At 70.4% G+C, this 19,886-nt stretch carries 13 protein-coding genes and 2 pseudogenes; 4 read left to right on the top strand and 11 right to left on the bottom strand.

The window, feature by feature from the left end; all coding sequences use genetic code 11:
* Positions 1–13: 13 nt before the first annotated feature.
* From ACIQNU_RS29510 to ACIQNU_RS29525, 4 genes are all read right to left on the bottom strand, one after another.
* On the bottom strand, positions 14–922 hold the full coding sequence (locus ACIQNU_RS29510; RefSeq protein ID WP_401372226.1) for an ABC transporter permease: 909 nt from the start codon (positions 920–922) through the stop codon (positions 14–16).
* Positions 909–1,865 carry an ATP-binding cassette domain-containing protein gene (locus tag ACIQNU_RS29515; RefSeq protein WP_401372228.1) on the bottom strand — a complete coding sequence of 319 codons (957 nt, stop codon included), beginning with the start codon at positions 1,863–1,865 and terminating at the stop codon, positions 909–911. The genes ACIQNU_RS29510 and ACIQNU_RS29515 overlap by 14 nt, the downstream gene beginning before the upstream one ends.
* A gap of 221 nt (positions 1,866–2,086) precedes the next feature.
* Positions 2,087–3,358: an outer membrane lipoprotein carrier protein LolA gene (locus ACIQNU_RS29520; RefSeq protein ID WP_401372230.1), complete on the bottom strand. Its 1,272-nt coding sequence runs from the start codon at positions 3,356–3,358 to the stop codon at positions 2,087–2,089.
* Between the two features lie 384 nt (positions 3,359–3,742).
* Positions 3,743–4,753, bottom strand: a complete 1,011-nt coding sequence (locus tag ACIQNU_RS29525) for a polyprenyl synthetase family protein (protein ID WP_401372232.1) — start codon at positions 4,751–4,753, stop codon at positions 3,743–3,745.
* Positions 4,754–5,009: 256 nt separating this feature from the next.
* Between ACIQNU_RS29525 and ACIQNU_RS29530 the strand changes: the two genes are divergently transcribed.
* Entirely contained in the window at positions 5,010–6,536 is a 1,527-nt protein-coding gene (locus tag ACIQNU_RS29530) for a peptide MFS transporter (protein WP_401372233.1), read from the top strand.
* 63 nt (positions 6,537–6,599) lie between these two features.
* Entirely contained in the window at positions 6,600–8,639 is a 2,040-nt protein-coding gene (locus ACIQNU_RS29535; RefSeq protein WP_401372235.1) for a CocE/NonD family hydrolase, read from the top strand.
* A gap of 52 nt (positions 8,640–8,691) precedes the next feature.
* Here ACIQNU_RS29535 and ACIQNU_RS29540 read toward each other — a convergent pair whose 3' ends face one another.
* Positions 8,692–9,549 carry an HAD family hydrolase gene (locus ACIQNU_RS29540; RefSeq protein ID WP_401372434.1) on the bottom strand — a complete coding sequence of 286 codons (858 nt, stop codon included), beginning with the start codon at positions 9,547–9,549 and terminating at the stop codon, positions 8,692–8,694.
* A 153-nt stretch (positions 9,550–9,702) separates the two neighbouring features.
* Between ACIQNU_RS29540 and ACIQNU_RS29545 the strand changes: the two genes are divergently transcribed.
* The gene (locus tag ACIQNU_RS29545) at positions 9,703–10,038 is read left to right on the top strand and encodes a hypothetical protein (protein WP_401372236.1); all 336 of its coding nucleotides are present in this window, start codon (positions 9,703–9,705) and stop codon (positions 10,036–10,038) included.
* Here the strand turns inward: ACIQNU_RS29545 and ACIQNU_RS29550 are convergent.
* Both ACIQNU_RS29550 and ACIQNU_RS29555 read right to left on the bottom strand, forming a co-directional pair.
* Positions 9,966–10,349 (bottom strand): annotated as a pseudogene (locus ACIQNU_RS29550) (NAD(P)/FAD-dependent oxidoreductase); the annotation flags it as partial. The gene ACIQNU_RS29545 and the pseudogene ACIQNU_RS29550 overlap by 73 nt on opposite strands.
* A gap of 188 nt (positions 10,350–10,537) precedes the next feature.
* Positions 10,538–10,868 (bottom strand): annotated as a pseudogene (locus tag ACIQNU_RS29555) (ATP-grasp domain-containing protein); the annotation flags it as partial.
* Between the two features lie 255 nt (positions 10,869–11,123).
* Between ACIQNU_RS29555 and fahA the strand changes: the two are divergent.
* A complete protein-coding gene (gene fahA, locus ACIQNU_RS29560; RefSeq protein ID WP_401372238.1) occupies positions 11,124–12,425 on the top strand; it encodes a fumarylacetoacetase in 1,302 nt (433 codons plus the stop codon).
* 75 nt (positions 12,426–12,500) lie between these two features.
* Here the strand turns inward: fahA and recQ are convergent, their stop codons facing one another.
* From recQ to nuoL, 4 genes are all read right to left on the bottom strand, one after another.
* A complete protein-coding gene (gene recQ / locus ACIQNU_RS29565) occupies positions 12,501–14,522 on the bottom strand; it encodes a DNA helicase RecQ (RefSeq protein WP_401372240.1) in 2,022 nt (673 codons plus the stop codon).
* A gap of 235 nt (positions 14,523–14,757) precedes the next feature.
* Positions 14,758–16,407: an NADH-quinone oxidoreductase subunit NuoN gene (nuoN, locus tag ACIQNU_RS29570; RefSeq protein WP_401372242.1), complete on the bottom strand. Its 1,650-nt coding sequence runs from the start codon at positions 16,405–16,407 to the stop codon at positions 14,758–14,760.
* A complete protein-coding gene (locus ACIQNU_RS29575; RefSeq protein WP_401372243.1) occupies positions 16,404–17,975 on the bottom strand; it encodes an NADH-quinone oxidoreductase subunit M in 1,572 nt (523 codons plus the stop codon). Before ACIQNU_RS29575 ends, nuoN begins: the two co-directional genes overlap by 4 nt.
* A 5-nt stretch (positions 17,976–17,980) precedes the next feature.
* Positions 17,981–19,876, bottom strand: a complete 1,896-nt coding sequence (nuoL, locus tag ACIQNU_RS29580; RefSeq protein WP_401372244.1) for an NADH-quinone oxidoreductase subunit L — start codon at positions 19,874–19,876, stop codon at positions 17,981–17,983.
* Positions 19,877–19,886: the final 10 nt, after the last annotated feature.

Here is a 19,886-nt window from a genome sequence, read left to right on the forward strand (position 1 = left end):
GTGACCCTGGCGGCTATGCCGTGATGTCCTTCGCCGTGAACCTCGCCCACGCCGCCGAACCGAACACCGCCGCGTACAGGGCCTGTATCTCCACGTTCTTGACGAGGTCGTCCCAGTAGATCGGGTCCCTCATCAGGTCCGCGAAGGACAGCCAGTAGTGAGAGAAGAAGTACGGCTGTATCGCGTGCAGTTGGGGGATCTGGTCGAGGATCTGCACGGTGATCAGCAGGCCGACGGTCGTCGCCATCGCGGCGATACCGCTGTTCGTCAGCGTCGAGACGAACAGGCCGAGCGCGGCAACGCCGATCAGTGACACGGCCACCGCCACCGCGATGAACAGCGCCCGCAGCAGTCCGTCCCCGAAGCTGATACGCGTACCCGAGATCGTCGTGACCTCCCCCAACGGGAACAACAGCGCCCCGACGGCGAGCGCCGACGCCGCCACGACGAGCGTCGCGACCAGGCAGAACGTCAGCGTCGTCGCGTACTTCACCAACAGCAGCCGGGTACGGCCCGCCGGTGCCACCAGCAGATAGCGCAGCGTGCCGGACCCGGCCTCGCCCGCGACGGCGTCCCCGGCGATCACCCCGATCGCCATCGGCAGGAAGAACGGCAGGGTCGCCGCGAGTGCCGTGAAGACAAGGAACAGGCCGTTGTTGGTGACCTGCGCGATGAACGCCGGCCCCCCGGTGCCGTCACCCGCGGGCCCGCCGCCCATACCCCCGCCGTCGGAGGTCTCGATCTTGATGGCGATACCCACCAGCACAGGGACCGCCGCGAGCACCCCGAGCAGCGCCAGCGTCCGCCAGCGCCGAAAGGTCGTACTCACCTCGGAACGCAACAGCCCGAACGTCCACACCCACCGCACCCCCGAGCCCACCCCGCTCCCGCTCCCGGAAGCCGTCGCCTCAGCCCGCGACATCGAAGCCCTCCCCCGTCAACTTCACGAACGCGTCCTCCAGTGAGGCCCGTTCCACCGTGAACCCCCGCACCCGCACCCCCGCCGTGACCAGCGCCACCGTCAGCTCGGACAGCTCCCCGTCCGGAGGCTCGGCGGTCACCCGGTCGTCGGCCGCGACGACATCCGTCAACCCCTGCTCCTTCAGGACCCGGACCGCGTCGGCCGGGTCCGGCGTCACCACCACGAGCCTGCCCCGGGCATGGGCCGCCAGTTCGGCGACCGGGCCCTGCACGATCAGCCGGCCCCGCGCCATCACGGCCGCATGGGTGCACACCTGCTCGATCTCGTCCAGGAGATGCGAGGAGAGGAAGACGGTGGTGCCGTCCGACGCCAGCTCCCGGACCAGCGCCCGTATCTCCCGCATGCCCTGCGGATCCAGACCGTTCGTAGGCTCGTCGAGTACGAGGAGTCTGCGGGGCTGGAGCAGCGCGGCGGCGAGAGCGAGCCGCTGCTTCATCCCGAGGGAGTACGCCCGCGCCTTCTTGCCGCCCGCCGCGGTCAGTCCGACCCGGTCGAGTGCGGTGCCGACCCGCGCGCGGCGGGTACGCGGGTCGGCGGTCGGATCGGCCGAGTCGTACCGCAGGAGGTTGTCCCGGCCGGACAGGAACCCGTACAACGCGGGGCCCTCGATCAACGCCCCGACCTGCGGCAGCACCACGCGCGACGAGCGTGGCATCGGCCGCCCCAGGACCTCGGCGGAGCCCGAGGTCGGGTCGATCAGGCCCATCAGCATCCGGATGGTGGTGGTCTTGCCGGAGCCGTTCGGCCCGAGGAAGCCGAAGACGCTGCCCTCCGGAACAGTCAGGTCGAGCCCGTCGACGGCGAGCTGTCCGCCGCGGTAGCGCTTGGTCAGGGCACGCGTGGTGATCACCGTGTCCCGCCCCGCGGCGGACAGTTCCTCCATGGGCTTCCCCCAGCCTGTTCCGATGGCCGAGCGCCCCTGCTCCGGCCGTGCTCCGTCTCCTAGGGCCTCCCGTTTGGGTCAGGCCGGGCTCGCGGGCCCTGGCACCGCACCTCGCCGCGTTGTCGTCGGTCGCCAGGGCGCCGCCCTGACTCCCTCCTCCGCCTTGCGATGCACGGCACCAGACCCCGCTCCCTGATCCGGCCTGACCCAAACGAAAGACCCTAGTGTGCCGCGTCGGCCGCCTTCACCAGGGCGTCCTTGGTGACCGCACCCACGTAGACCTTCCCGTCGTCCGTGACCAGGGCGTTGATCAGGCGGGTCGAGAAGACGGTGCCCTTGCCGAACTTGCCGGACACCTGGTCGCCCAGCGAGTCCAGGAACTTCTGCGCGTCGGGAGAACCGCCGGCCTCACCGCCGGACGGTATGCCCTGGCCGCCCGGGGTGGAGATCACGGCGATGGAGCTCCAGCCCTCACCGAGGACATCCGTGCTGTTCAGACCCTCGCCGGCGGAAGGCTTCCCTTGGTCCTTCAGGGAGCCGTCGGCCTTGTGCCCGTCCTTGAGGTCGCCGCTCTCGGTGACCTTGGCGCCCTTCGGCGGCGTGAAGTCGAAGGTCGACGCGGCGGGCTTGGAGAAGTCGACACTGGTGAAACCGGCGTCGATCACCGCGCTGCCACCGCTCGCCGGGGTCAGCGTGAACTTCAGCGGCGTACCGTTCTGCGCGTCCACCGCGATGGTGATCGCGCCGACCGTCGAGCCGGACTGCTTCGGCTTGATCAGCAGCTTGTAGGCGTCGCGGCCCGCGACCTTCGCGGTGCCGTCGACCGTCACGGACGTGGTGTCGGCGGATGCCTTCAGTACCTCGTCGGCGAACTCCTTCGGCGTGGAGGGGAGGTCCTTCGGCAGCGCCTTGTCGGTCTCGTTGGCCTTGTCGCTCTTGTCGCCCTTGGCGCCGCGCTCGGTGGCCCCGGTGTCCTTGGCGTGGTAGACGGAGTTCGACTTGCTGTCGTACGCCCAGACCTGGTCGCCGTTGTGGATGAGGCTGTACTCCGCGGCGTTGTCCAGGATGGACAGCTTCTGGCGGTCCGGGCCGTCGCCCGCGACGCGCAGCGTGTGCGTGCCGGTCGCCAACTCCGCGAGCTTGGCCTGCGGGTCCGCCGTCGCGCCCTCGCCGCCCTTGCCGCCGGGCGCGAAGGAACTCAGGGCGCCGCCGACGTCCGGCAGACCGAGGTCGGTGCTGATCTTCACGGTGCCGGAGAACTGCTGGGTGTCCGACTTGGCGATCTTCTCTATGAGCTGCTGTGCGCTGATCTTCGGCAGGTCGGGGTCGCCGGAGGTGGCGAGCGCGGGCACGAGCCCGATGGTCGCCGCCGCCACCCCCATCACTGTCACCGGGACCACGTAACGCGCCGCTTTGCGGCGGCGCGCCGCGCGCAGGTCCGCGGCTTCCGCGGCGCCCTCGTCGGACGTCTTGCCGGATTCGTACGGTGCCATCTGTTGCCCTACCTCCGTGGTTCGGCGGCGGCCTTCCGTCGTCCTGCGTCGTCCACTCCTCGCCGCCATTCTCACCCGAATTGCTCTGGAGTGGTGTTATCCATGAGACCAAATCGGCGGGGAGGAGGCGTCAACCCCCGGGGCCAACTCCACGTACTGCCCCGGTATGACATCCAGGGCCGCTCGCCCTGCCCCACCCGTAGGGGTCGCCCCCTCGGACACATACTCCGGTAGGGGGTACCCCCGCTCGCGGGGCGCGGAACTGGACGGGGAACCGGGCAGGGGACTGGACGGGGAACTGGGCGCGGAACCCGGAGGCGGGGAACGGAAAGCGGAACGGGAACGGGACGGGCCAACCCGCCCCGATCCGCCCCGGTGGACGGATCAACCCGCCCGATGCACCACCGCGTCGCACAGCTCCACCAGCGCCGCCTTCGCGTCGCACTCGGGCAGCGGTGCGAGAGTGCCGCGGGCCTCCTGGGCGTACCGCACGGTGTCGCGGCGGGCCTGGTCGAGGGCCGGGTGCGCACGCAGCCGCTCCAGCGCCTCCCGGTGCCGGGCGTCGTCGCTGAGGTCCGAGTCGAGCAGTTCGCACAGGGCGATGTCCTCGGCCAGGCCCAGCCGGGCGACCCGCTCGCGCAGCCGCAGTACGGGCAGCGTGGGAACGCCCTCCCGCAGATCCGTGCCGGGCGTCTTGCCGGACTCGCGGGAGTCCGACGCGATGTCCAGGACGTCGTCGGCGAGCTGGAAGGCGACACCGAGCCGTTCGCCGTACTGCGTGAGCACGTCCACGACGGTCTCGTCGGCGCCGGACATCATCGCGCCGAAGCGACCGGACACCGCGATCAGGGAGCCGGTCTTGCCGCCGATGACATCGAGGTAGTGCTCGACCGGATCACGGCCGTCGCGCGGCCCTGCGGTCTCCAGGATCTGGCCGGTGACCAGGCGTTCGAACGCCTCGGCCTGGATGCGGACCGCCTCGGGCCCGAGGTCGGCCAGTATGTGGGACGCGCGCGCGAAGAGAAAGTCTCCGGTCAGTACGGCGACCGAGTTGTCCCAGCGGCTGTTGGCGCTGTCGACGCCCCGGCGGACCTCCGCCTCGTCCATCACGTCGTCGTGGTACAGCGTGGCCAGATGGGTCAGTTCGACAACGACGGCCGAGGGCACGACACCGGGCGCGTAGGGGTCGCCGAACTGGGCGGCCAGCATCACGAGCAGCGGCCGGAAACGCTTGCCTCCCGCGCGGACCAGGTGCTGGGCGGCCTCCGTGATGAAGGGGACCTCGCTCTTGGTGGCCTCCAGGAGGCCCTCCTCGACAGCAGCCAATCCGGCCTGGACATCGGCTTCGAGAGCCTGGTCCCGCACGCTCAGCCCGAACGGCCCGACGACGGTCACGAGGGGTTCTCCTGTCTGCTGACGATCACATGGTCGATGACGTGGTTTGTCGATGTGTCGCTGCTGTCACTCAAGTCAGCGTATCCGGTCGCCTTTCGATCACCATGGTCGCCTGCCCGGCCAGAGGGGGCGGCGCGCGATCGGCACCGGTATGTTTTTGATCAGCTCATCGGATTTCACCCGACAGCCGGAGGAAACCCGCTGAAGTCCCGCGAAACAACGGCCCTGACGACCGCGACGATCGGATACCGCCCCTTTGTCCCACCGCACCGTCGAGACCGATCCGTATCCCGAGCCCGACCGCGATCCGGAATCCGGGCCGCCGCCCGGGGACGACCACGCCTTCTTCGGGCACCCGAAAGGGCTGCTCACGCTCTCCGGCCTTGAGGTCTGGGAGCGTTTCTCGTTCCTCGGGATGCAGGCCATCCTGGTCCTGTTCTTCGCGGACACGGTCGCACACGGCGGCATGGGCATGTCCCCCGGTACGGCCGCGTCCGTCTCGGCGGCGTACGGCACGCTGGTCTATCTGGTGTCGGTGGCCGGCGGCTGGCTCGCGGACCGCGTCCTCGGCTCCTACCGGGCGGTCCTCTGGGGCGGGATCCTCATCGCCTGCGGGCACTACGCGATGGCCGTGCCGACGGCCGCGATGACCTGGGTGGGGCTCGGCCTGATCAGCGCGGGCACCGGGCTGCTGAAGCCGAACGTGGCGTCCATGGTGGGCAAGCTCTACCGCACCGACGACGAGCGCCGCGACGCCGGTTTCGCCCTCTACTACATGGCCATCAACATCGGCGCCTTCGCGGGCCCGCTGGTCACGGGCTGGCTCGGCGAGCACAAGGGCTGGCACTGGGGCTTCTCGGCCGCCGCCGTCGGCATGACCTTCGGCATCATCCAGTACGTCGCCGGACGGCGTCACCTGGCCGGACGCAAGGACGCGGCGGAATTCGCCCTCCCGCGCGAGACACTGCGCGCCACCTTGACCCGTATCACCGGCGTGCTGATCGTGACCGCCGCGCTGGCCACCGTGCTCGCGCTGGCGGGCCGGCTCACCATCGCCCGCTTCGTCGACGTCCTCACCGCGCTCTCGGTGGTCGCGCCCGTCGTCTACTTCGTGGTGATGTTCCGCAGCCCCCGGGTCACCCCCGACGAACGCCGCAGGCTGCGGCCGTACGTGGTGCTCTTCCTCGCGTCCGTGGTGTTCAACTTCATCCTCTTCCAGGCGTACTCGACGATGATGCTTCTGGCGTCCACCAACGCGCGTACCGAGATCCTGGGCTACACCTTCCCCGCCAGTTGGTACGCGTCCGCCCTCGGGGCCTTCGAGGTCGCCCTCGCGCCCGTCGTCGCCGCCGTGTGGGCCCGCATGGGGCCGCGCCAGCCGCACGCCTCCAACAAGATCGCCTTTGGCGTCATCCTCGGTGGTCTGTCCTTCCTGCTGATGGTGGTGCCGACGTCCGGTCACAGCGGTGACACGTACAAGATGGCCGCCTGGTGGATCGTCGGCTCCTATCTGCTGCTCGGGCTCGGCGACATCCTCCTGGAGACCTCCGGCATGTCGGCCACGACGAAGCTCGCCCCTGCCGCCTTCGCCAGCCAGACGATGGCGCTCTGGTTCCTCTCGCTCGCCCTCGCCAACGGCATCCAGGCCCAGGTCGTGAAGCTCTACGACCAGGTCTCGCACCCGGCGTACTTCGGCGTCAACGGCGCCATCGCGGTCGCCGCGGGCCTCGCCGTGATCGCCGCCGCGCCCTGGCTGCGCCGCACCATGTACCCCGTCCACTGAGACCGCCGGGAACAGCCCGCTCACGGAGATCACCGACGCCCCGTCCGATCGAGGTCACCGCTCATGCACATCCGCACTTCCTTCCCGTACGAAACGACCCGCGAGGACATCCGGATCCCGCTGCCGGACGGCACCACGCTGTGCGCGCGGGTCTGGCGCCCGGTCACCGGCGAGCCCGTGCCCGCGCTGCTCGAATACCTGCCCTACCGGCTGACCGACTGGACCGCGCCCCGCGACTGGCAGCGCCACCCCTGGTACGCGGGCCACGGCTACGCCTCCGTCCGCGTCGACATCCGGGGGCACGGCAACTCCGAGGGGCTGCCGGGCGACGAGTACTCCGCGACGGAGCTGGCCGACGGGGTGGAGGTCGTCGACTGGCTCGCCGCGCAGCCCTGGTGCGACGGCTCGGTGGGCATGTTCGGCATCTCCTGGGGCGGCTTCAACTCCCTCCAGATCGCGGCCCTCGCGCCCGAGCCGCTCAAGGCGGTCGTCACCGTCTGCTCCACGGACGACCGCTATGACAACGACGTGCACTACATGGGTGGTTCCCTCCTGGCGGTGGACATGCACGCATGGGCGGCGACGATGCTCGCGTTCGTGTCCCGGCCGCCCGACCCGGTGTACGTCGGGGACGCGTGGCGCGACCTGTGGGTACGGCGCCTGGAGGCCGTGGACCCGTTCGTGCACACCTGGCTCGGCCACCAGACCCGGGACGCGTACTGGCGGCACGGCAGCGTCTGCGAGGACTACGCGGCGATCAAGGCACCGGTCCTCGCGGTCGGCGGCTGGCACGACCCGTACCGCGACACCGTCCTGCGCCTGGTCGAACATCTGCCCGGTCCGGTACGGGGTCTGATCGGGCCGTGGTCGCACCAGTACCCCGACCGGGGGCTGCCGCCGGGGCCCGCGATCGGGTTCCTCCAGGAGACGCTGCGCTGGTGGGACCAGCATCTGAAGGGCAAGGACACCGGGATCATGGCGGAGCCCGCGCTGCGCTCGTACGTCACCGACGCGCATCCGCCCGCCACGGTGTACGCGGAGCTGCCGGGCCGCTGGGTCGGCGAGCCGTCCTGGCCGTCGCCGCACGTCGCCTCTGTGCCGTACGCGCTCGACGGCGCGCCCGTGATCGTACGGTCACCCCAGCACACCGGTCTGGAGGCGGGCCGCTTCTTCCCGTTCGGCAACGACGCCGATCTGCCGCCGGACCAGCGCGACGAGGACGCGAAGTCGGCGTGCTTCGAGTTCGAGGTACCGGACGACGTGTGGGTTCTGGGCCGACCCCGGGTCCGGCTGCGGCTGACGTGTCCCGTGGAGCGCGGGCAGGTCGTCGCGCGGCTGTGCGATGTGGCGCCGGACGGGGCGTCGACGCTCGTCACGCGCGGGGTGCTGAATCTGTCCGCGCGCCACGGCCGGGACCGGGTGGCCGAGTGGCCGCCGGGCGCCACGGAGACCGTCGAGTTCGACCTGAACGGCATCGGGTACGCGTTCCCGGCGGGGCACCGCATCCGGCTGGCCGTCTCCTCGGCGTACTGGCCGTGGATCTGGCCGCAGCCCGGTTCGGAGGCGGGCTTCACACTGCATCCGGAGGGCAGCGCCCTGGAACTGCCCGTACGCGCGCGGGAGTCGTCCCACGGGGGCGCCGGGGGTGGTGAGGGGCGGGCCGCCGGGGGTGGTGAGCGGCGGATCGCCTTCGAGGCCCCCGAGCAGGCGCCGCCCCTGGGCGTCGTCTCGCCGAGGACGCTGGACGAACAGCGCCCGGAACGGCTGATCGTCCGGGACGTCGCCCAGGGCACCTGGCGCCTGGAGGTCGACCCGCGCTACGGCGGCACCCGCATCTACCCCGACGGCCTCGAATTCACCGAGGACGCCCTGGAGACGTACACGATCGACGCGGCCGACCCGCTCTCCGCCCGCACCGACGCGACCTGGTCGATCCGCCTGCACCGCCCCGACCTGGCCTGGGACACCTCCGTGCACACCACGTCGTCGATCACCTGCGACGCCACGGATTTCGTCACCGCGAACGAGGTGGTGTGCCGGAGCGGCAACGAGGTGGTGTTCCACCGGACCTGGCAGAAACGCATCCCGCGCACGGCGGGGTGAACGACGGCACGGCGGGAAAACGTCACCTACGCGCGCGGGGGGGGAACGGCCTCTACGCGCGCGTGGGCAACAGCCGCTGCGTGGGCTCGGCCGGTCCTGTGGCGGCCGGGAACAGGCGCTCCAGGTACGCGGCCACGCCGTCCTGCTCGTTCGACAGGGTCACGTCGTCGGCCACCGCCTTCAGGTCGTCGTGCGCGTTCGCCATCGCGACGCCGTGTCCCGCCCACAGGAACATAGGGATGTCGTTGGGCATGTCACCAAAGGCGATGGTGGCCTCGGGGGACGTACCCAGGCGCTCGGCGGCGAGGGCGAGCGCTGTCGCCTTGGTGATGCCGTAGGGCTGGAGCTCCACCGCGCCGGGGCCCGCCGTCGTGACCGTGACGAGATGCCCGGCGACCGCGCGGGCCACCTCCGCGAGGGCGTCCTCGGCGAGGCCGGGGTGGTGGATCAGCACCTTGGTCAGCGGCCGGACCCACAGGTCGTCGCGGCCCCGGGCCCGCTCCCCGGAGAGCGTCGGATGCGTCACCGTGAAGCCCGGCTCCATCAGCATCAGGCCGTCGGTGCCGTCCTGGTTGACCGCCGCGCAGACCGGGCCGACCTCGGCCTCGATCTTGCCGAGCGCGACCTCGGCGACCTCACGGTCCAGCGTCACGGACCACACGATGCGGTCCGCGCCGGCGTCGTACAACTGCGCGCCCTGCCCGCACACCGCGAGCCCCCGGTGCCCGAGGGCCCGCAGGACGGGGACGACCTGCGGTACGGGCCGTCCCGTCGCCACGAGATGCAGCGCCCCGGCCACGCGCGCGTGGGAGAGAGCGGAACGGGTACGGGACGACAGCGAGTCGTCGTCCCGCAGAAGGGTCCCGTCGAGGTCAGTGGCGATGAGGGCATATGCGAGTGCGGCCATGATCCGAGAGAATACGGACCCTTCGGGGGTCAGCGGGATGGCGGTTGCGCGGAGAGGCGCCACGGGGTAGGGGCAGGGCGCGCGGCCCGGCCCCCGCGCGCCCTCGCACGAGACCTCACCCGTTCCATCCACAGACGAGTGAGGGCAATCGACGTCATGACCGAAGAATTCCTGACGCACCTCGACGAGGGCATGCTCGCGTACTTCCGCGATATCGCGCAGGAGATGACCGAGCGGTTCGGGATCTCCCGCGCGGAGGCCGTCGCACGGATCAACGAGCGCTACGGGGAGATCGAGATCAGCCCCTTTCCCGACCTCATGGGGCACGAGATGCCGGAGTTCTGGGCGTACGGGCTGTACTACCGGCCCGATGCCCGGGGACGGTTGCCCTCCGGCGACGCGGGCGCGGACGAGGACATCGCCGAGTCCGCCCTTGAGGTACGACCGCCGCCCCCGACCGACTCGCCCGCGTGGACCCTTCCCCGGCCCTGACCGGCGCCGGGCGGCCCGAGCAACCGGCGGACCAGGTAGTGGCGGGCCTGCGGGGGCAGAAACCGATAGGGGTGGGGGTAGTGGCTGATCGCGTACAGCGACCAGGCCCGGCCGAACGGCGACTCCGGGCGCCACCCTGGCTGTTCCCACGGGGGCGCACCGAAGGCGACGGCGCCCCGCCCGCGCGCCACCACACACACCCGTGCGCCCGCCTCCGCCGCGAGCGCCGCCGTCTCCAGGGCGGACTGCCCCGTAATGACGACGACCGCCCGCGCCGTGAACTGCTCCCCCGAGTCGAGTCCCACCTCGAACACCTCGAACACCTCGGGTGGGCGGCGGTCGAAAGGCCGAACGGTCCGGCCCCGATCACCGCGACGGGTCGCACCACGAAGTCCCTCCCCCAGGATGACGAACTGACAGACAGAACCTGCTGAACCGGCTGAACCGACCGAGCCGACCCAACCGTCCGGCGCACGCCTACGCCGTGGTGGGGCCGCTCCCGCGCCGCCCGCCGCGCCACCGCTGGTACAGAGGTGGCGAACGGCTTCAGATCGTCGGAGGCGAGCCACGCCAACTCGGTGCCGGTGGCGCGCGCGGGGGCGTGCGGCGTCGTGTACCCGGCTGCGGCGGTACGCGACGAGGGCGGGCGGGTCGATGTTCTCCACGACATACCGGTGGCCGGCGCGCAGCTCCCCCTCGGGAACACCGCGACCGGTCAGATCCAGGTGCAGGGCCCGGACGACATCGATCCCGGACCCGCTCCCGAAGAGCCGGAACCGCGCGCCCGTCCGGGGGTTGAAGTCGAGCGGTTCGTACCGGCCGTCGCGGCGACGGTCCGCTATCCGCGTAGTGCCGTGCACGGCCGTCCGCGCCCGCCCCTCGACGAGCCACCGCGGCTCCTCGGTGCCGGTGGTCGGCCAGACGAACGCACTCACCGCGTCCGCATCCCCCAAGAACGCCAGGGCGGAACAGAACAATCCAGCAAGGCTCATCAATCGGACATTGCGAACTCTTTAGCCGCTGCCCTTGGAGGGAACTCCCACGTAACGTGTGCCACAACCACACGGAAAGCGAGGCAGCAGCCGATGCCCGAGCAGCACGAGCAGACCCCGCTCGACCTTCCCGAGGGTGCCCCGTCCGGCCGTCCCGGGAGCGACCCGTTCGGGCTTCCGGCGGGTGACCCCTTCGGCCCGCACAACCTTCCGTACGGCGTGTTCTCCCGCGGATCCGCCGAGGACCCGGAGCAGACCCCGCGCGTGGGCGTGCGCCTCGGCTCCTACGTCCTGGACGCCGGAGCGGCGGCGGCGGCCCTCGGCTCCCCGTACGTGTCCCTGCTCGCCCAGCCCACGCTGAACGCCCTCCTGGCGGCCGGGCGGACGGCCTGGAGCGACGTACGGCGCGCGATCACCGCCTGGGTGACGGTCCCCGCCCACCGCGACACGCTACGGCCCCTGCTGCACCCCCTGTCCGATGTGACCCTGCATCTGCCGTTCGAGGTCGCGGACTACGTCGACTTCTACGCATCCGAGAACCACGCCCGCAATGTCGGCCAGATCTTCCGCCCCGACGCCGAGGACTCGCTGACCCCCAACTGGAAGCATCTGCCGATCGGTTACCACGGCCGCTCCGGCACGGTCGTCGTCTCCGGCACGGACGTCGTCCGGCCGCACGGCCAGCGCAAGTCGCCCGCCGACCCGGCCCCCGTCTTCGGCCCTTCGGTACGGCTCGACATCGAGGCCGAGGTCGGCTTCGTCGTCGGCGTCCCCACCGCACTCGGCGCCCCGGTGGCCCTGCGCGACTTCCGCGAGCACGTGTTCGGGCTGTGCCTGCTCAACGACTGGTCCGCACGGGACGTCCAGGCCTGGGAGTACGTGCCCCTCGGCCCGTTCCTCGGCAAGTCCTTCAGCACCTCCGTCTCCGCGTGGATCACACCGCTGGACGCCCTGGACGACGCCCGGACCGCCCCGCCCGCACGCACCCACGACCTGCTGCCCTACCTGGACGACTCCACGGAGGCCGTCGACGAACCCGGCGGCTACGACATCCGCATCACCGTCGCCATCAACGGCCACACCGTCTCGGAACCCCCCTTCGCCACCATGTACTGGACCGCCGCCCAGCAGCTCGCCCATATGACGGTCAACGGCGCGTCCCTGCGCACCGGCGACCTCTACGGCTCCGGCACCGTCAGCGGCCCCACCGAAGCCGAACGCGGCTCCCTCCTGGAACTCACCTGGAACGGCCGCGACCCCCTTGAACTGCCCGACGGCAAGCGCACGTTCCTGGAGGACGGCGACGAGGTGACCCTCACCGCCTGGGCCCCGGGCCCGGACGGCACCCGGGTCGCACTCGGCGAGGTACGAGGGCGGATCGCACCGGCGCGGTAGCCCCGACGCGGGACCGACCCGAAACCGAACCAGGAGAGCCGGAGCGAGCCGGGAGCGAACCGGAACGGGCCGCCGCTACCAGCCCAAGTCGTCCTCCGGCTCCTCCGGTTCGGGCTCCCGCTCCCACCCGGAGTCCCCCTCGTCGGCCCCCGAACGACCCGCGACGGCCGCCACCCCGCCGCCACCCGATCCCTGCGCCGCCAGAACCCCGAGCACACCCTCCCCGTACGTCATCAGCTTCTTCTCGCCGACCCCGCTGATCCCACCCAGCTCCCCGATGGATCTCGGCGCCGCCGTGATGATCTCTCGCAGGGTCGCGTCATGGAAGATGACATACGCCGGAACGCCCTGCTCCCTGGCCTGTTCGGCGCGCCAGGCCCGCAGGGCCTCGAAGACCGGAAGCAGCTCTTCGGGCAGTTCGACGGCGGCCGTCTTCGCCTTGCGCTCCCCCTTGCTCCCCCCGCTCCCGCCCGACCGGGAGGCCGTGGCCCGCTTGGGCTCCTTGCGCAGCGGTACGTCCCGCTCGCGCCGCAGCACCGTCCCGCTCGCCTCGGTCAGCACGAGAGTGCCGTACTCACCCTCGACCGCGAGGAGCCCCTGGGCGAGCAACTGCCGTACCACGCCCCGCCATTCGGCCTCCGCCAGATCCTCGCCGATGCCGAAGACGGACAGTTGGTCGTGGTCGAACTGAATGATCTTGGCCGTCTTACGGCCCATCAGGATGTCGACGATCTGTCCCGCGCCGAACTTCTGCCCGCGCTCCCGCTGCAACCGCACCACCGTCGACAGCACCTTCTGCGCCGCCACCGTGCCGTCCCAGGTCTCCGGCGGGGTCAGGCAGGAGTCGCAGTTGCCGCAGGTCGGCGTGGACGGGTCCTGGCCGAAGTAGGTCAGGAGCTGCGCGCGCCGGCACTGGACGGTCTCGCACAGGGCGAGCATCGCGTCGAGATGGCCGGCGGCCCGGCGTCGGAACGCCTCGTCGCCCTCGCTGGACTGGATCATCTTGCGCTGCTGCACGACGTCCTGGAGGCCGTACGCCATCCAGGCCGTGGACGGCAGCCCGTCGCGCCCCGCGCGACCCGTCTCCTGGTAGTACCCCTCGACCGACTTGGGCAGATCGAGATGGGCCACGAACCGTACGTCCGGCTTGTCGATGCCCATGCCGAACGCGATGGTCGCGGCGACGACTAGGCCGTCCTCGCGCAGGAAACGCGACTGATGGGCGGCGCGCGTCCCGGCGTCCAGACCCGCGTGGTACGGCACGGTCTCGATGCCGCCCCGCGTGAGGAACTCGGCGGTCTTCTCGACCGACGCGCGCGAGAGGCAGTACACGATCCCCGCGTCGCCCGGGTGCTCCTCGCGCAGGAAGGTCAGGAGCTGCTTCTTCGGGTCGGCCTTGGACACGATCCGGTACTGGATGTTCGGCCGGTCGAAGCTCGCTTCGAAGTGCCGCGCGCCGGGCATGCCGAGCCGCTGGGTGATCTCCTGGTGCGTCGCGCGCGTGGCTGTCGCGGTCAGGGCGATCCGGGGCACGTCGGGCCAGCGCTCGCCGAGCACCGAAAGCGCCAGATAGTCGGGCCGGAAGTCATGGCCCCACTGCGCCACACAGTGCGCCTCGTCGATCGCGAAGACCGATACCTTGCCGCGCGAGAGGAGGTCCAGGCTGGAGTCGAGGCGCAGCCGCTCCGGCGCCATGTAGAGCAGATCCAGCTCGCCCGCCATGAACTCCGCCTCGACCACGCGCCGTTCGTCGAAGTCCTGCGTGGAGTTGATGAACCCGGCCCGCACACCGAGCGCCCGCAACGCGTCCACCTGGTCCTGCATGAGAGCGATCAGCGGGGAGACCACCACACCGGTGCCGGGCCTGACCAGGGCCGGGATCTGGTAGCACAGCGACTTGCCGCCACCGGTCGGCATCAGCACCACCGCGTCGCCACCCGCGACCACGTGCTCGATGACGGCTTCCTGCTCGCCCCGGAACGCGTCGTACCCGAAGACCCGCTGAAGGGTCTCCAGCGCCTCACTCCGCGCGCCTCCGTCGACGCCGCCCACCGCAGACACTTCCGCCTCCCCTGCCGCCCCACTCGCCTCGGTCATTCCGCCGATCCCACCCATCCCGGTCATCGCCCTGCCCCCGTGCTCCGTACTTCCGCCACCACAGCCACGATAGGCGCCCGCACCGACACACAAGGAGTTATCCACAGGCCCACGGAGCGCACGATCCGCCCGCGCGCCCCCGCACCCCGCCACCACACGCCTGTGGCCCGGCACCCCCAAGGGGCACCGGGCCACAGAACCGGTTCACACCGGCACAGGCACCGCACACGGCCTGTTACCGGACGAACACCCCCGCCTGACCCGCCAGATCAAGGAAGTACTGCGGCGCCACACCCAGCACCACCGTGACCGCCACCCCCACCCCGATCGCGGTCATCGTCAGCGGCGACGGCACGGCGACCGTCGGACCCTCGGGCCGCGGCTCGCTGAAGAACATCAGCACGATCACCCGGATGTAGAAGAAAGCGGCGATGGCCGACGAGATCACACCGATCACGACCAGCACACCCGCGCCGCCCTCGGCCGCCGCCTTGAAGACGGCGAACTTCCCGGCGAAACCGGAGGTCAGCGGAATGCCCGCGAAGGCGAGCAGGAACACCGCGAACACGGCCGCCACCAGCGGCGACCTCCGGCCGAGCCCCGCCCACTTCGACAGATGCGTGGCCTCGCCGCCCGCGTCCCGTACCAGCGTCACGACGGCGAACGCGCCGATCGTCACGAAGGAGTACGCGCCCAGGTAGAAGAGCACCGAGGAGACGCCGTCGGGCGAGGTGGCGATGACACCCGCGAGGATGAACCCCGCGTGCGCGATGGACGAGTACGCGAGCAGGCGTTTGATGTCGGTCTGGGTGATCGCGACGATCGCGCCGCCCAGCATGGTGATGATCGCGACGGCCCACATGACCGGCCGCCAGTCCCAGCGCAGACCCGGCAGCACCACGTACAGCAGGCGCAGCAGGGCGCCGAACGCGGCGACCTTGGTGGCGGCGGCCATGAAGCCCGTGACGGGCGTCGGGGCGCCCTGGTACACGTCCGGGGTCCACATGTGGAACGGGACCGCGCCGACCTTGAACAGCAGGCCCATGACGACCATGGCGGACCCGACGAGCAGCAGCGCGTCATTGCCCATGGTGTCGGCGAGCGCCGGGTTGACGTCGGCGACGGTGCCCTCGACGACCTGCGCGATCGTGGCGTACGAGACGGAGCCCGCGTACCCGTACAGCAGGGCGATGCCGAAGAGGGTGAACGCGGAGGCGAACGCTCCGAGGAGGAAGTACTTGACCGCCGCCTCCTGCGACATGAGCCGCTTGCGGCGGGCCACCGCGCACAGGAGGTAGAGCGGGAGCGAGAAGACTTCCAGGGCGATGAAGAGCGTCAGCAGGTCGTTCGCCGAGGGGAAGACCAGCATGCCGCCGATGGCGAACATCGCCAGCGGGAACACCTCGGTGGTGGTGAACCCGGCCTTGACCGCCGCCTTCTCACTGTCGCTGCCGGGCACGGCGGCGGCTTCGGCGGCGAACGAGTCGACGCGGTTGCCGTGCACCGCCGGGTCGAGGTGCCGCTCGGCGAAGGTGAACACCGAGAGCAGCCCGACCAGCAGGATCGTGCCCTGGAGGAACAGGGCGGGGCCGTCGACCGCGATGGCCCCCATGGCGGCGATGTGCGCCTTTGTCGTGCCGTACCCGCCGGCCGCCAGGGCGATCACCGCGGCGAACGCGGCGGCCAGGGCGACGACAGAGAGGAACAACTGTGCGTAGTAACGGGACTTACGCGGGACAAAAGCCTCGACGAGGATCCCGAGGACGGCCGCGCCGATGACGATCAGCGTGGGCGACAGCTGGGCATACTCGATCTTGGGCGCCTCGATCTTGGAGATCGGATCGGCCGCCGTTGTCCACAGGCTGTGGACGGCTGATGCGCTCACTTGGCCGCCTCCACCTCGGGCTTGGGGTCCTTCTGCTGGACGTCGGACATGGTGTGCCGCACCGCCGGGTTGACGATCTCGGTGAGCGGCTTCGGATAGACACCGAGGAAGATCAGCACCGCGATCAGCGGGGCGATCACAGCGAGTTCACGCACCCGCAGATCGGGCATCTTGGCGACCTCGGCCTTGACCGGGCCCGTCATCGTCCGCTGGTACAGGACGAGGGTGTAGAGCGCGGCCAGGACGATGCCGAAGGTCGCGATGATGCCCGCCGCCGGATAGCGCTCGAAGGTGCCGACCAGCACCAGGAACTCGCTCACGAAGGGCGCGAGTCCCGGCAGTGACAGGGTCGCCAGACCGCCGATCAGGAAGGTGCCGGCGAGCACCGGGGCGACCTTCTGCACCCCCCCGTAGTCCGCGATGAGCCGCGAGCCGCGCCGGGAGATCAGGAAGCCCGCGACCAGCATCAGCGCGGCCGTCGAGATGCCGTGGTTGACCATGTACAGCGTGGCGCCGCTCTGGCCCTGCGAGGTCATCGCGAAGATGCCCAGGACGATGAACCCGAAGTGCGAGATCGACGCGTACGCCACCAGGCGTTTGATGTCGCGCTGACCGACCGCGAGCAGCGCGCCGTAGATGATGCTGATGAGGGCCAGGACCACGATCACCGGAGTCGCCCACTTCGACGCCTCCGGGAAGAGGCCGAGGCAGAAGCGGAGCATCGCGAAGGTGCCGACCTTGTCGACGACGGCCGTGATCAGTACGGCGACGGGCGCGGTCGACTCACCCATGGCGTTGGGCAGCCAGGTGTGCAACGGCCACAAAGGCGCTTTCACGGCGAACGCGAAGAAGAAGCCGAGGAACAGCAGCCGCTCGGTGTTGGTCGCCATGTCGAGCGTGCCGGCGGCCCGCGCCTGCGCGATCTCCTGGAGCGAGAAGTTCCCCGCGACCACGTACAGGCCGATGACGGCGGCCAGCATGATGAGGCCGCCGACGAGGTTGTACAGCAGGAACTTCACGGCCGCGTACGACCGCTGGGTCGCGGCCGTCTCGTCGCCGTGCTCGTGCGCCCGGTCCCCGAAGCCGCCGATGAGGAAGTACATCGGGATGAGCATGGCTTCGAAGAAGATGTAGAACAGGAAGACGTCGGTGGCCTCGAAGGAGATGATCACCATCGCCTCGACGGCCAGGATCAGGGCGAAGAAGCCCTGCGTCGGCCGCCACCGGGAACTCTTCGTCTCCAGCGGGTCCGCGTCATGCCATCCGGCCAGGATGATGAACGGGATCAGCAGGGCGGTGAGCGCGATCAGGGCGACCGCGATGCCGTCGACCCCCAACTCGTACCGCACCCCGAAGTCCGGGATCCAGGCGTGGGATTCGGTGAGCTGGTATCGGGCGCCGCCGGGCTCGAAGCGGACGAGGACGACCGCCGCGAGCACCAGGGTGGCGAGCGAGACGAGCAGCGCGAGCCATTTGGCCGCGGTGCGCCGGGCGGCGGGCACGGCGGCGGTGGCGATCGCACCGACCGCCGGAAGCGCCGCCGTCGCTGTCAGCAGAGGAAAGGACATCGGTATCAGACCGCCCTCATCAGCAGGGTGGCGGCGATGAGGATGGCCGCACCGCCGAACATCGAGACGGCGTACGAGCGTGCGTAGCCGTTCTGGAGCTTGCGCAGACGCCCGGAGAGGCCGCCGACCGAGGCCGCCGTGCCGTTGACCACGCCGTCGACCAGGGTGTGGTCGACGTACACCAGGGAGCGCGTCAGGTGCTCGCCGCCACGGACCAGGACCACATGGTTGAAGTCGTCCTGGAGGAGGTCGCGCCGGGCGGCGCGGGTGAGCAGCGAGCCGCGCGGGGCTGTGACCGGGACGGGCCGCCGGCCGTACTGCGCGTACGCGACGGCGGCGCCGACGACCAGGACCACCATGGTGGACAGGGTGACCGTGAGGGCGCTGAGCGGCGAGTGCCCGTGCGTGTGGCCGGTGACGGGCTCCAGCCAGTTCAGGAAGCGGTCGCCGATGCTGAAGAAGCCGCCCGCGAAGACCGAACCGAAGGCGAGGACGATCATCGGGATCGTCATGGACTTCGGGGACTCGTGCGGGTGCGGCTCATGGCCATCAGCGTCCGGTTGCCAGCGCTTCTCGCCGAAGAAGGTCATGAGCATCACGCGCGTCATGTAGTACGCGGTGATCGCGGCGCCGAGCAGGGCCACGCCACCGAGGATCCAGCCCTCGGTGCCGCCCTTGGCGAACGCCGCCTCGATGATCTTGTCCTTGGAGAAGAAGCCGGACAGGCCGGGGAAGCCGATGATCGCCAGATAGCCGAGGCCGAACGTGACGAACGTGATCGGCATGTACTTCCGCAGGCCGCCGTACTTGCGCATGTCGACCTCGTCGTTCATCCCGTGCATCACGGAACCCGCGCCGAGGAAGAGACCCGCCTTGAAGAAGCCGTGCGTCACCAGGTGCATGATCGCGAAGACATAGCCGATGGGGCCGAGTCCGGCGGCCAGGACCATGTACCCGATCTGCGACATGGTCGAGCCGGCCAGCGCCTTCTTGATGTCGTCCTTCGCGCAACCGACGATCGCACCGAACAGGAGCGTGACCGCTCCGACGACGGCGACGGCGAGCTGGGCGTCGGGCGCGCCGTTGAAGATCGCGCCCGAGCGGACGATGAGATACACACCGGCGGTCACCATGGTCGCGGCGTGGATGAGGGCCGAGACCGGAGTCGGGCCCTCCATCGCGTCGCCGAGCCAGGACTGCAGCGGTACCTGGGCCGACTTGCCGCACGCGGCGAGCAGCAGCATCAGACCGATCGCCGTCAGCTTGCCCTCGGACGTGTCGCCCACCGAGCCCAGGACCGGCCCGAAGGCGAAGGTCCCGAAGGTCGTGAACATCAGCATGATGGCGATCGACAGACCCATGTCGCCGACCCGGTTGACCAGGAACGCCTTCTTCGCGGCGGTGGCCGCGCTGGGCTTGTGCTGCCAGAAGCCGATCAGCAGGTACGAGGCGAGGCCGACGCCCTCCCAGCCGACGTAGAGCAGCAGGTAGTTGTCGGCGACGACCAGGAGCAGCATCGCCGCGAGGAACAGGTTCAGATAGCCGAAGAAGCGGCGGCGGCGCTCGTCGTGCTCCATGTAGCCGACCGAGTAGATGTGGATCAGGGTGCCCACACCGGTGATCAGCAGCACGAACGTCATCGACAGCTGGTCGAGCTGGAACGCGACGTCCGCCTGGAAGCGTTCGACGGGGATCCAGCTGTACAGGTGCTGGTGCAGGGTGCGGTCGTCGGCGCTCTTGCCGAGCATGTCGGCGAACAGGACGACACCGACGACGAACGAGGCGGCGGCGAGCGCCGTACCGAGCCAGTGGCCGATACGGTCCAGGCGCCGGCCGCCGCACAGCAGGACGGCAGCTCCGAGCAGGGGCGCCGCTACCAGCAGCGCGATCAGGTTCTCCACGATTCAGCGA

This window comes from Streptomyces sp. NPDC091292, assembly GCF_044757265.1.
Lineage (GTDB): Bacteria > Actinomycetota > Actinomycetes > Streptomycetales > Streptomycetaceae > Streptomyces.

Bases quoted from the DNA above. Each gene is read 5' to 3' on its own strand.
- ACIQNU_RS29510 (WP_401372226.1), bottom strand. From the start codon at position 922: ATGTCGCGGGCTGAGGCGACGGCTTCCGGGAGCGGGAGCGGGGTGGGC.
- ACIQNU_RS29515 (WP_401372228.1), bottom strand. From the start codon at position 1,865: ATGGAGGAACTGTCCGCCGCGGGGCGGGACACGGTGATCACCACGCGT.
- ACIQNU_RS29520 (WP_401372230.1), bottom strand. From the start codon at position 3,358: ATGGCACCGTACGAATCCGGCAAGACGTCCGACGAGGGCGCCGCGGAA.
- ACIQNU_RS29535 (WP_401372235.1), top strand. From the start codon at position 6,600: ATGCACATCCGCACTTCCTTCCCGTACGAAACGACCCGCGAGGACATC.
- ACIQNU_RS29545 (WP_401372236.1), top strand. From the start codon at position 9,703: ATGACCGAAGAATTCCTGACGCACCTCGACGAGGGCATGCTCGCGTAC.
- fahA (WP_401372238.1), top strand. From the start codon at position 11,124: ATGCCCGAGCAGCACGAGCAGACCCCGCTCGACCTTCCCGAGGGTGCC.
- recQ (WP_401372240.1), bottom strand. From the start codon at position 14,522: ATGACCGAGGCGAGTGGGGCGGCAGGGGAGGCGGAAGTGTCTGCGGTG.
- ACIQNU_RS29575 (WP_401372243.1), bottom strand. From the start codon at position 17,975: ATGTCCTTTCCTCTGCTGACAGCGACGGCGGCGCTTCCGGCGGTCGGT.